8 protein-coding genes and 1 other RNA gene are annotated in these 11,941 nt (G+C 71.8%); 6 read left to right on the forward strand and 3 right to left on the reverse strand.

Annotated features, from left to right (window positions below):
* The first annotated feature begins 149 nt into the window (after positions 1–149).
* Positions 150–404: a hypothetical protein gene (locus tag ACQKQD_RS25210; RefSeq protein ID WP_026605077.1), complete on the forward strand. Its 255-nt coding sequence runs from the start codon at positions 150–152 to the stop codon at positions 402–404.
* 10 nt (positions 405–414) lie between these two features.
* Here the strand turns inward: ACQKQD_RS25210 and ACQKQD_RS25215 are convergent, their stop codons facing one another.
* From ACQKQD_RS25215 to ACQKQD_RS25225, 3 genes are all read right to left on the reverse strand, one after another.
* Positions 415–2,709 (reverse strand): PAS domain-containing sensor histidine kinase, encoded by a 2,295-nt coding sequence (locus tag ACQKQD_RS25215; RefSeq protein ID WP_427509891.1) that lies wholly within the window; start codon positions 2,707–2,709, stop codon positions 415–417.
* A 253-nt stretch (positions 2,710–2,962) separates the two neighbouring features.
* Complete coding sequence (gene pepN, locus ACQKQD_RS25220) at positions 2,963–5,587, reverse strand: aminopeptidase N (RefSeq protein ID WP_427509892.1); 2,625 nt, start codon at positions 5,585–5,587, stop codon at positions 2,963–2,965.
* Positions 5,588–5,692: 105 nt separating this feature from the next.
* Positions 5,693–6,820: an acyltransferase family protein gene (locus tag ACQKQD_RS25225; protein ID WP_427509893.1), complete on the reverse strand. Its 1,128-nt coding sequence runs from the start codon at positions 6,818–6,820 to the stop codon at positions 5,693–5,695.
* A 419-nt stretch (positions 6,821–7,239) separates the two neighbouring features.
* On the opposite strand from ACQKQD_RS25225, the gene ACQKQD_RS25230 reads away from it, so the two are divergent.
* The 5 genes from ACQKQD_RS25230 to ACQKQD_RS25250 all read left to right on the forward strand — a co-directional run bounded on the left by ACQKQD_RS25230 (position 7,240) and on the right by ACQKQD_RS25250 (position 11,931).
* Positions 7,240–7,680 (forward strand): VOC family protein, encoded by a 441-nt coding sequence (locus ACQKQD_RS25230; protein ID WP_056534063.1) that lies wholly within the window; start codon positions 7,240–7,242, stop codon positions 7,678–7,680.
* Positions 7,681–7,731: 51 nt separating this feature from the next.
* An RNA gene (gene rnpB, locus ACQKQD_RS25235) (RNase P RNA component class A) lies at positions 7,732–8,130 on the forward strand.
* 427 nt (positions 8,131–8,557) lie between these two features.
* A complete protein-coding gene (gene rsmH / locus ACQKQD_RS25240) occupies positions 8,558–9,622 on the forward strand; it encodes a 16S rRNA (cytosine(1402)-N(4))-methyltransferase RsmH (protein WP_427509894.1) in 1,065 nt (354 codons plus the stop codon).
* Entirely contained in the window at positions 9,619–10,032 is a 414-nt protein-coding gene (gene ftsL, locus ACQKQD_RS25245) for a cell division protein FtsL (protein WP_012319332.1), read from the forward strand. Before rsmH ends, ftsL begins: the two co-directional genes overlap by 4 nt.
* Before the next feature lie 54 nt (positions 10,033–10,086).
* Positions 10,087–11,931 carry a peptidoglycan D,D-transpeptidase FtsI family protein gene (locus ACQKQD_RS25250; RefSeq protein WP_376738867.1) on the forward strand — a complete coding sequence of 615 codons (1,845 nt, stop codon included), beginning with the start codon at positions 10,087–10,089 and terminating at the stop codon, positions 11,929–11,931.
* Positions 11,932–11,941: the final 10 nt, after the last annotated feature.

The raw sequence follows: 11,941 nt of genomic DNA on the forward strand, positions 1-11,941 counted from the left end.
GTCCGCCGGGCGGACCACCTGCGGCGCAAACCCGGATCCGGAACGGAGGGTTTTCCGGCGTGTACTCATGCCGCGGGCGAGACGGCGGGCGGGCTGTTGGGAATTCCGGCCGGCCGCGGGGGCGGGCGATGATCGCGGAGGCGGGCGTCATGGACGACTGGAAGGCGGGGCTCCGGGCGGAAATGCGGGCCATCGACATCGCCACGGGCGAGGCGGCCTCGGCGCAGCTGCCGGACCTGCTGCGACGCCTGAGCCGGCATCAGGCCGGTCTCGGCGGCAACCCGGTCCTGTCGCTGTACCGGCGCTGGCGCATCCGGCGCTTGGCACGCGCCGTCGCGGACGCGCGCTGGCACGCGGAACAGGGCCGCCTCGCACGCCGCGGCGGGCTCGATCCGCGTCCGTGAACGGTCCCGCTCAGGCGGCGGAACGGCCCGCCCGCGGCGCCTCGCGCCTGACAATCGTGGAATCGGCCGTCGCGGAAGGGGCCGAGCCGGCCGGAACGCCGGCCTCGCGCTCGGCCGGCGTGGCCGGCAGGCGGACGAGCACGATGGTGCCCACCGTCTCCTCGGAGCGGATCCGGAGCGAGCCGCCGTGGAGCTCGACCATCGAGCGGGTGATGGCGAGGCCCAGGCCCGAACCCTTGTGGCACCGGGTCATCTGCCGCTCGACCTGCGTGAAGGGCCGGCCGAGGCGGGCGAGGTCGGAAGTCGGGATGCCGATGCCGTTGTCCTCGATATAGAGGTGTGTGCACGCGCCGGCGCGGCGGCCCCGGACGGCGACGCGGCCGCCGGCGGGCGTGAACTTCACGGCGTTCTGCACGAGGTTGGCGAGGATCTGCCGGATCGCCTGCGGATCGGCCAGCAGCTCGAGGCCGGGCACGACGTCGACGCTGACGGTGATCGCCTTCTCGCGGGCGGCCGCCTCGACGGGCGCGAGGGCCGCGCTGATCGCGGTCTCGGCGGAGATCGCCCTGGGGCTCAGGCGCACGCGCCGGGCCTCCAGCCGGGCCATGTCGAGGATGTCGTCGATCATGGACAGCAGGTGCGAACCGCTCTCGCGGATGTCGCGGCAATACTCGGTGTAGCGCGGGGTGCCGAGCGGCCCGAGAACCGCGTTCTCCATCACGTCGGCGAAGCCGATGATGGCGTTGAGCGGGGTGCGCAGCTCGTGGCTCATATTGGCCAGGAACTCGGCCTTGGCCTGGTTGGCCGCCTCGGCGGCCGCCTTCTGGTCGAGGTAGCGCTCGGCGAGATCCGCGAGCTGCTGGGTCTGGAGTTCGAGGGTGCGGCGGGACCGTTTGAGGTCCTTGACGGTCTCGATCAGCTCGCGCTCGGAGGCGAGGAGCTGCTCCTGGTTGCGCTTCAGGCTGGTGATGTCGGTCCCGACCGACACGTAGCCCCCGTCCTTCGTGCGCCGCTCGCTGATCTGCAGCCAGCGGCCGTCGGCGAGTTCCGCCTCGAAGGTGCGGGCCGCAATGTCGGTCAGCGCCATCCCGGCCTCGGGCGATTCCCGCCGGACCTGGGGCAGCACGCCGCGTCCCATCACGTCCGTGTAGCTCCGGCCCGCCTGCGCATCCTCGGGGCTCAGGGCGTGGAGGTGGCGGAATTTCGAATTGCACAGGACCAGGCGGTTGCCGGTATCCCAGAGCACGAAGGCCTCCGAGATCGCCTCGACGGCGTCGCGCAGGCGCATGTCGGCCGCGGCGTTGGTCTCCTCCAGGGCCCGCTGCTCGCTGATGTCGTTGGCGATGCCGACGAGGTGGCGGCCGCCGTCGGCGGCGTCCGCCACGACCTCGGCGCGGGCGCGCAGCCAGACGTAGGCCCCGTCGGCACCGCGCATGCGGAAGGCGTGATCGATATGCGTCTGGTTGGCCGCGAGCCCCCGGGCGAGGCTGTACAGGTCGCCGTCGTCGGGATGGACCAGGCCGTTGACGTCCCCGAACGAGAGGTACTCGTGCTGCCGCCTGTAGCCGAGCAGCGTGTACATCGAATCGGACCAGTAGATCCGGCCGCGCGCGATGTCCCAGTCCCACAGCCCGCAGGCGCCCCGGCGCAGGGCGGTCTCCAGGCGGCCGCGGATCTGCTCGCGGGCCCGGTCGGCGCGGGCGGCCTGGCGGGTCTGCAGGCCGTAGGCGAGCCCGACTCCGACGATCACGATGGCGGCGGCGGCGATCAGGACGATCTGGTCGCGGGTCCGGGCGCTCCAGCCGCGCAGCAGCGGCTCGATGGGCTGGAGCACCGCCACCTGTCCCGCGCCGCCGGGCAGGCTGTGCACCGCGGCGAGCACGCTCTCGCCGCCGGGAAGCTCGAGGGCCATCGCGCCGGCGCGCTCGCCGAGGCCGGAGAGCGGCTCGCTCTCGCCGAGCACCGCCGAGAGGGTCGTGCGGTCGGCCGGCAGCGGCGGATGGGCGGCGACGATGCGGGTGTCGGGGCGGACCACCAGCAGGCGGCGGCCGGGATGCCGCTCGCTCTCCGGCATCAGGGCGCGCAGGTCCTCCGCCACGGTGCCGGCCGGATCCACCGCCCGCGCGGCCAGACGAGCGAAGCCTTCGACCTCGGCCTTCGCGCCCGCCAGGATCTCGGCACGCTGGCCCTGGATATGGAGGGTGGCGAGCCCGACGAGGCAGGCCAGGAACACCGCGAGCGTTCCCGGCACGGCGTAGCGCAGCCAGCGCTCGGCCTGGCCGAGCCGCGGATCCCGGCTCCGCATGGGCCACGAGATCGTGAGACTCGAATCCGCACGCGCGGAGAAGGAAGCGGAAGCCGCCTCCGGCATGGCCGAACCTCGCCCGTGGGAACTGTGATCCGGTGTGGGCACCCGGCCCCCGAAGGCCCCCCGAATCTGACTGAATACAATCACTTCGGGGGGCAGTTTGTCCACGGATTTTTTACCATAAGGGCTTGACGGAACCCAGGTGTTGCCTGGGAGCCCGAGAATCGATTTCTACCGCAGGTTCAGACGGTTAGCCGCCTCCGAGGGTGCGCGCGAGGATGTCGGCTGTGTCCCGGGAAAGCCCCGGGATCGCCTTGATCCCATTCAGCATTTCGACCGCTTTGGCGCCGCGTGATTTTTCCAGCCGGCGCCAGGATCCGAAGGCCGTGAGGAGCCGTGCGGCCACCTGTGGGTTGGTCGAATCGAGCGCCGCGACCGTCTCGGTCACGCGGGCGAATCCCGCCCCGTCCCGCCGGGCGAACTGGGTCGGGTTGCCGAACGCGAAGCTCCCGATCAGCGCCCGCACGCGGTTCGGGTTGGTCATGGTGAAGGCCGGGTGTTCCTGCAGCCGCGCGATCCGGTCGAGGGTGCCGGGCTCCGGGATCTGGGCCTGGAGGGCGAACCACTTGTCGAGGACCAGGGGCTCGTCGGCGTAGCGGGCCGCGAACTCCGCGAAGGCGGCCTCGCGGGTCTCTCCCGGGATCAGCGCCAGCGTGCCGAGGGCCGCGAGCCGGTCGGTCATGTTGGTGGCCTCGGCCAGCCGCGCGGCGGCGCGGGCAGCCCCCTCCCGGGGATCGCCGGCGGCGACCAGGTCGAGGGCCGCGTTGCGGAGCGACCGGCGCCCCGCCGAGGCGGCGTCGGGGCTGTAGGGCGCACCGGCCACCGGCGCGAGCGCCGCGTCGATCGATTCGAGCCGCGGCCGCAGGGCCTGGCCCAGACGCGCCCGCAGGTTGAATCGCGCCCGGTGGATCGCGTCGGGATCCACGTCGGCCGGCACCGCGTCGGCGGCCTCGCCCTCGCTCGGCAGCGCCAGGACCAGGGCCGCGAAGGCCGGGTCGGCCAGGGCCTCGTCTTCGAGGAACTGGCCGAGTGCCGCGGCGAACGCCTCCGTCCGATCGGCGTCTGGCTCGAGGGTCAGCCGCAAAGCGACGTCCTGCGCGGCCTGCCAGCGGTTGAACGGGTCGCTGTCCTGCGCGAGGAGCCGCATCCGCTCCGCGTCGGTCAGGGCGAGGTCGAGCCGCACCGGGGCGGAGAAGTCGCGCAGGAGCGAGGGGACCGGCTCCTCGGCGACCGCGTCGAACACGATCTCGGCCTCGGGGCGGTCGAGCACGTAGACGCCGTCCCGCACGTCCGGGCAGGTCGCGCCCGCCAGCGGCCCGGACGCCCCGACGAGACCGAGGGCCACGGGGATCACCAGGGGCGGCCCGTCGGACTCCGCGCCGCCGCCGGGCAGGCTCTGGGCGAACCGGAGGGTGTAGCGGGCGGCGGCCGGATCGTACGCGGCCGCGACGGCGAGGCGGGGGGTGCCGGGACGCTCGTACCAGCGGGCGAAGGCGCTGAGATCGCGCCCGGTCACCGCCGCGAAGGCCGCCAGGAAGTCCTCGACGGTGGCGGCGCGGCCATCATTGTCGGCGTAGTACCGGTCCATGCCGGCCCGGAAAGCCTCGGGACCGATCAGCGTCCGCAGCATCCGGACGATCTCGGCGCCCTTGTCGTAGACGGTCGCCGTGTAGAAGTTGTTGATCTCCGCGTAGGCCCGCGGCCGCACCGGGTGCCGCAGCGGCCCGGCATCCTCGGGGAACTGGCGCGCCCGCAGGGAGCGCACCTCGGCGATGCGGTGCACCGGCCGGGAGCGCATGTCGGAGGAGAATTCCTGGTCTCGGAAGACCGTGAGACCCTCCTTCAGGCAGAGCTGGAACCAGTCCCGGCACGTGACGCGGTTGCCAGACCAGTTGTGGAAGTACTCGTGCGCGATGATCGCCTCGATCGCCGCGTAGTCGCCGTCGGTCGCGGTCTCGGGACTCGCCAGGACGTATTTGTCGTTGAAAATGTTGAGGCCCTTGTTCTCCATGGCGCCCATGTTGAAGTCGGACACCGCGACGACGTTGAACACGTCGAGGTCGTAGGCGCGGCCGAAGGCGGTCTCGTCCCAGGCCATGGAGCGGATGACGGCGTCGAGGGCGTAGCCTGCCCGGTCCTCCTTGCCGGGCTCGACGTAGACCGCGCAGGTTACGGGGCGGCCCTCCATCGTGGTGAAGCGCGTCTCGACCTTCCCGAGCCGGCCGCCCACGAGGGCGAACAGGTAGGCGGGCTTCGGGTGGGGATCGTGCCAGATCGCGAAGTGGCGGTCCGGCCCGGCCGCGCCGGTCCCGACAGGATTGCCGTTGCCGAGCAGGACCGGCGCCTCGGCCCGGTCGGCCTCGATGCGCGTGGTGTAGACCGACAGCACGTCCGGCCGATCGAGGAAGTAGGTGATCCGGCGGAAGCCGTCCGCCTCGCACTGGGTGCAGTAGACGCCGTTCGACCGGTAGAGGCCCATCAGCTTGGTGTTGGCGGTCGGATCCACCTCCGTGACGAGACGCAGCGCGAAGGGCCGCTGCGGCGGATCGCGGAGGATCAGTCCGGACGGCGTCGCCGCGTAGGCGTCGGGCGCCAGCGGCGCGCCGTCGAGCGCGACCGAGACCAGCCGGAGATCGTCGCCGTCGAGGGTGAGCGGCGCCGCCGGCACGCCGGCCGGGTTCGGCCGCAGCGTCAGCGTCGCGTCGACGCGGGTCGCGTGCGGGTCGAGACGGATGTCGAGGTCGACGCGATCGATCAGGTAGTCGCTGGGCCGGTATTCCTCGAGGCGGATCAGCGGCGGCGTCTCGGTGCGCATTCGGCTCACTCCGGGTGCGGGGCGGGCCCGTTCTGGTCCCTCGGAGCGCGCGGCGCAACGATCGGAGCCGTCGAAACGGCCGGCGTGGCGCGGTCCTCGCCCGGCTCAGAGCCCCGGGGCGGGGCGGCCCTCCGCGCGGAGCGGCCGCTCGAGGCCGACCCTGTCGAGCGTGGCGGACAGGCGGGCGCGGACGAACGGCTCGGCCCAGCGCATCACGGCGTAGCTCAGCAGGAGCATGGCGCAGCACGCGGCCACGAGCGCCGCGTAGGGCGGAACCCCGCCGCCGACGAGGCGGTGGATCAGGGCGGCACCGTTGACGTTGTGCAGGAGGTAGAGCGGGTAGGTCATCAGTCCGATCCGTCGGGCCAGCGCGCAGCCCCGCTCGCCGAGCCGCGCGCGGAGCCACGCGTTGCCGCGCACGCTGGCCACGATCATCAGGACGCAGCCCGCGAAGACGAGGCGCGGGAGGAGCGGATCCTCGCTGCGGCCCATCTGGAACAGGAACGACCCGGCCGCGTCACCGATCTCGACGAGCGCCCCGACGGCGCAGACGGCGATCACGCAGAGCCGACCGGCCGTCGGCCCCTTGACGAGCGACAACCACAGGAAGACGCCGAGCGCGAAGAAGCAGCCGTGGCGCAGGAGCGTCAGCTCGGCCACGCGGTTCGCCGCCAGGGCAGGGGGGTTCGGCACGGCCAAGGTCGCGACCCAGAAGAGGGTGCTCACACCGCCGACCACGGCGCAGACCGGGCCGATGCTCCGGAATCGCCCGAGCCGGAGCAGCGCGAAGACGAGTGCGTAGAAGGCGATCTCCACGCCGAGGGTCCAGTAGACGCCGTCCAGCCACGGCTCGACCGGAACGAACAGGACGCAGTCGAGATAGGCCCGCAGCACGTGCCGACCGGACCCCATGCGGCCGATGGCGAGCGAGACCAGGGCGGTGAGCGTGGCGCAGATCCAGACCGCCGGCACGAGGCGCAGGATGCGGCTGCGCAGGAAGGCGCGCGCGGTCGCGTGCTCGGCCGAGTAGGCGATCACGAAGCCCGAGATGACGAAGAACAACTCGACCCCGATCCATCCGAACCACGTCCAGGCGAACAGGCCGGGGTAAGCTGCGGCGGAGTCGAAGGCGCGTCCGGCCGTCGAGAGCGGCGCCTGCCACGCGTAGGCGCCGAGATGAAAGACCATGACCAGCATTGCGGCTAGGAATCGTGCCGCATCGAGACCGATCATCTGTGCATCATGCTTGCCGCCCTCGGATCCCTGCGTCCTCATCACGGCCCCCGACGTTCGAAACCGCTCTCATCATCCCACCGAGTAAGACGAATCCGTCGCAGCCGGGCTACATCTTGCTGGGTAAGACGCGCCCATACTTTCGGCCGAAGGGTCTCTCCTCCGGCGGATCGGGAGTTCGCGGCGGGGCCGACGGGACGCACGCGGCGCGAGGCCCGCCGCCAGGTCGACGATGCCGGGGGCTGCCGAAACGCCCGCCCGGTCGGCTCGACGGGGTCCGACCGCGCGAACGCCCGGGCCCGATTGTCCCGAGTCTGTATCGGACGGCCTTCTCACCGCCGGACCGGCCGCTAGCTAGCGGGGCGAGTCAGCCGGAGCGGGCCGGTGGTCCGTCTTCGAAGAGAACAGGACAGGATCCGATGGAATTTCTGCACACCATGGTCCGGGTCGCCGACCTCGACCGGGCACTCGCCTTCTACGTCGACACGTTCGGCCTGAAGGAGGTGCGCCGCGTCGAGAACGAGAAGGGCCGCTTCACCCTCGTCTTCCTCGCCGCGCCCGGCGATGTCGAGCGGGCCTCGGCGACCAAGTCGCCCCTGATCGAGCTCACCTACAACTGGGATCCGGAAACCTACTCGGGCGGCCGCAATTTCGGCCATCTCGCCTATCAGGTCGACGACATCTACGGCTTCTGCGCCAAATTGCAGGAGAAGGGCGTCACCATCAACCGGCCGCCGCGCGACGGCTACATGGCCTTCGTGAAGTCGCCGGACGGCATCTCCATCGAGATCCTCCAGAAGGGCGGCGCCAAGGAGCCGCAGGAGCCGTGGAAGTCCATGGAGAACACCGGCACCTGGTAGCGGGCCCGCGCCCTTGACCCGGACGGCCCCGCGGGCGCATCTGCCCGCGGATCAGCCGGCCGGGCGGCCGCTCCGGACGCGCGAGCGTTCGGGGAGGAAAGTCCGGGCTCCATGGAGAGACGGTGCCGGATAACCTCCGGCGGGGGCGACCCCAGGGACAGTGCCACAGAGAGCAGACCGCCCCGGATCCGTCCGGGGTCAGGGTGAAAGGGTGCGGTAAGAGCGCACCGCGGACGCGGCAACGCGGACGGCACGGCAAACCCCACCGGGAGCAAGACCGAATAGGGGCGGCGCGCCCTTCGCGAGAAGGGCAGGCCGGCTCTCCAGGCCAGTCGCCCGGGTTGGTTGCTCGAGGCGATCGGCGACGATCGTCCCAGAGGAATGGCTGCCACGCCGGCGCGCGCGAGCGCTCCGGCCCTACAGAACCCGGCTTACAGGCCGGCTGATCCACTTCCCGATAAGACTTGCACCTGCAAGGCTTTATCGCCCCGCCGGCGTTCCCGCGCGGGCGGCCGGCGCGCCGAAGATTCCGCGGCGGCAAAAACCTTCGGTTAACCTTGCCGGGTTCAGATCGGTCCGCGCGGCAGTGCCAAGCTTGTGCGTTGACGATCCTCCGAGGCCCATGATACCCGGCATCCTCCCGTCAACGGCGTGTATCGGATCGCCGGGCGCACCCTGCCATCGCGCAGGTCCCGTCCGTGCGCGGCGTCTTGCGCGCTCCGCATCCGGTGCCGTTCCCGTCACGCGCGCCGCGCTCGCGCGGCCCGGCACAGGGCACCATGAGACGCACGAGCCGCATCCGCGCCCGGGTTTCCGGGACGCGCCGACAATCCGCCCATCCGCGCGCGCCACGGCGCGCCGGCGCGTCGAGACGGTCATGACTCGGCGCCGCTCCTCCCCCGAGAGTTCGCCCCGCCACGGCGGCGGCGATGCGGCGGCTGAACCGCACGTCCCCGTCCTCCTCGCGGAAGTCGTCGACGCGCTCGGCACCGCGGGCGGGATCGCGGTCGACGGCACGTTCGGTGCCGGCGGCTACACCCGCGCGCTCCTCGCGGCGGATCCGGCCCTGCAGGTCGTCGCGATCGATCGTGACCCCACGGCCATCGCGGGCGGACAGGCGCTCGTCGCGGAGTCCGGCGGGCGCCTGCGCCTCCTCTCCGGCCGCTTCGGCGACCTCGACAGCCTCCTCGCGGAGGCCGGCATCGCGCAGGTCGACCGGGTCGTCCTCGATATCGGCGTCTCGTCGATGCAGCTCGACGCGCCGGAGCGGGGCTTCTCGTTCCGCAGCGACGGCCCCCTCGACATGCGCATGGCCTGCGACGGGCCGAGCGCCGCCGACCTCGTGAACGAGGCCGACGAGACCGTTCTGGCCGACATCATCTACCATTTCGGCGAGGAGCGGCGCTCGCGCGCGGTCGCCCGGACCATCCTCGAGGCGCGGCGCCGCGGGCGGATCGAGACCACCGCGCAGCTGGCCGAACTCGTCGCTGGCGTGGTCCGGACCGAGCCCGGCAGCCACATCCACCCGGCGACGCGGACCTTCCAGGGCCTGCGGATCGCCGTGAACGACGAGCTCGGCGAGCTGGTCCGTGCCCTGCACGCGGCCGAGCGCGTGCTCAGGCCCGGCGGCCGGCTCGCCGTCGTGACGTTCCACTCGCTCGAGGACCGCATCGTCAAGCAGTTCTTCGCGGCGCGCAGCGGTCGCTCCCAGCAGGGCTCCCGCCACCTGCCCGGGGGCCCGGTCGAGACCGTCCGCAGCTTCCGTCCCGTCACGAAGGGCCCGGTCCTGCCGGGCGAGGCCGAGACCGCCCGCAACCCGCGCGCGCGCTCGGCCAAGCTCCGGGCCGCGGAGCGCACCGAATCCGACGTTCCCGAGCCGCTGGCCGCGCTGACCGCGCTGGCGAGCCTGCCCGACGCGGCCCGCGGAGGCCATCGCCGATGATCCGCCTCCTGAACCTGCTGGCGGTGGCCGGCCTCGTCGCCTCGGCGATCTACGCCTACTCGATCAAGTACGACACGCTCTACCAGGGCGGTCAGGTCTCGAAGCTCCAGACCGCCCTGCACAAGGAGCGGCAGGCGATCGCCGTGCTGCGCGCCGAGTGGCAGCTCCTGACGCGGCCCGACCGGCTCCAGGCGGCCGTCGACAAGCATCTCGCCCTGGAGCCGATCGGCACCAGCCACCTGGCGCGCCTCTCGGATCTGCCCGCCCGGCCGGAGCGCGGCGACGAGATCGGCCGTCTGCTCGCCGCCACGGCGACGCCCAAGGACAAGGGCGCGATCGAGCCGCGCACGACCGGCTCGATCACCCGCACCGTCACCACGACCCGCACCCCGACGACGGCTTCGAGGTAAACCCCCGTGTCCGATCACGCCGACGAGACCCTAGACCCGGCGGTCGAGCCCGCCGTGTCGGACCACGAGGCGGCGCTGCTCGAAGCCGCCGCGCTGGCGCATGCCGCCGGCGCGCCGCGCCCCCTGGAGGAGGAGGCGCGCGAGCCCGAGCCGCGCGCCGACCGCGCCAAGGCGCTCCTGCGCAGCATGTTCCGGCTGGCGATCGAGCGCTCGCACCTGCGGGTCGCGATGGTTGGGCTGGTCTTCGTCGGCGTGTTCGGGACGATCTCGGCCAAGCTCCTGATGATGGCGATCTTCGGGGAGCCGCCCAGCCAGGAGCACCGGGTCGCGGCCGCGTCCTCGACCGCCTTCCGGCCCGACATCATCGACCGCAACGGCGAGATCCTGGCCACCGACATCCGCACGGTCTCGGTCTTCGCCGAGCCGGGCAACATCTACGACAAGGACGAGGCGGTCGAGCTGCTCACCGCCGTCCTGCCGGAACTCAACGCCTCCGAGCTGCGCGCCAAGCTGACGCAGCGCAAGGACAAGAAGGGCGCGGGCTTCGTCTGGGTGAAGCGCGAGCTGACCCCGAAACAGCAGGCCGAGGTCCACCGGCTCGGCATCCCCGGCATCGGCTTCCTGCCCGACCACAAGCGGGTCTACCCGAACGGCGTCGCGGCCGCCCACATCCTGGGCGCGACGAACCTCGACGGCATCGGCATCGCCGGCATGGAGAAGTACATCGACTCCACCGGGCTGCAGGCCCTCAACAGCTTCGGGCTGATCAACAAGCAGGCCGACCTGAAGCCGGTGCAGCTCTCGCTCGACCTGCGCGCGCAGTTCGCCGTGCGCGACGAGCTGGCCTGGGGCATCGATCACTTCAAGGCCAAGGCCGGCGCCTCGATGATCCTCGACGTGAAGACCGGCGAGGTCATCGCGCTCGTCTCCATGCCGGATTTCGACCCGAACGACCCCAAGGACGCGCTCTCGCCCGACCGCATCAACCGGATGAATGTCGGCGTCTACGAGATGGGCTCGACCTTCAAGGCGATGACGCTCGCCATGGCGCTCGATTCCGGCAAGTACAACGTCAACTCGACCTTCGACACCCGGGGCGGCGTGCTGAACTGGGGCCGGCAGAAGATCCACGAGTACCACGGCACGAACCGCGTCATCACCATGCCGGAGGTGTTCACCCACTCCTCCAACATCGGCTCCGCCAAGATGGCGCTCGGCGTCGGCGTCCCCGGCCACAAGGCCTTCCTGAAGAAGATGGGCCTGCTCGACCGGCTGCGCACCGAGCTGCCGGAGAGCGCGGCGCCGATCGTCCCGTCCCGCTGGACCGAGATCAACACCATCACCATCGCGTTCGGCCACGGCATCGCGGTGGCGCCGATCCAGGCCGCGGCCGCGGTGGCGGCCATCGCCAACGGCGGCGACCTGATGACGCCGACCTTCCTCAAGACGACACCCGAGGCGGCGCGGGCGCGGGCCACGCACGTCCTCTCGGGCCAGACCTCCGAGGCGATGCGCTACATCATGCGGCTCAACGCCGCCGAGGGCTCGGCCAAGAAGGCGGCGGTCCCGTACTACTTCGTGGGCGGCAAGACCGGCACCGCCGAGAAGGTCATCGGCGGCCGCTACATCCACAACCGCCTGTTCACGACCTTCATGGCGGCGGCGCCGATGAACGATCCGAAGTACCTGTTCGTCACGATCATGGACGAGCCGCAGGGCCTCCCGGAATCGGGCGGCTACGCCACGGCGGCCTGGAATTCCGGCGTGGTCACCGGCAAGGTGATCGAGCGCGTCGCGCCGATCCTCGGCCTGCCGCCGCAGTTCGAGCCGCCGGTGAGGCCGTTCCCGCAGATGGTCAAGCTCAACGCCTACCACGTCAACCAGCTCGGCGGCCCGTGAGATCGGATCG

Source organism: Methylobacterium sp. NPDC080182, from assembly GCF_050281105.1.
In the GTDB taxonomy this organism is placed as follows: Bacteria; Pseudomonadota; Alphaproteobacteria; order Rhizobiales; family Beijerinckiaceae; genus Methylobacterium.

Bases quoted from the DNA above. Each gene is read 5' to 3' on its own strand.
- ACQKQD_RS25210 (WP_026605077.1), top strand. From the start codon at position 150: ATGGACGACTGGAAGGCGGGGCTCCGGGCGGAAATGCGGGCCATCGAC.
- ACQKQD_RS25215 (WP_427509891.1), bottom strand. From the start codon at position 2,709: ATGCGGAGCCGGGATCCGCGGCTCGGCCAGGCCGAGCGCTGGCTGCGC.
- pepN (WP_427509892.1), bottom strand. From the start codon at position 5,587: ATGCGCACCGAGACGCCGCCGCTGATCCGCCTCGAGGAATACCGGCCC.
- ACQKQD_RS25225 (WP_427509893.1), bottom strand. From the start codon at position 6,820: ATGATCGGTCTCGATGCGGCACGATTCCTAGCCGCAATGCTGGTCATG.
- ACQKQD_RS25230 (WP_056534063.1), top strand. From the start codon at position 7,240: ATGGAATTTCTGCACACCATGGTCCGGGTCGCCGACCTCGACCGGGCA.
- rsmH (WP_427509894.1), top strand. From the start codon at position 8,558: ATGACTCGGCGCCGCTCCTCCCCCGAGAGTTCGCCCCGCCACGGCGGC.
- ftsL (WP_012319332.1), top strand. From the start codon at position 9,619: ATGATCCGCCTCCTGAACCTGCTGGCGGTGGCCGGCCTCGTCGCCTCG.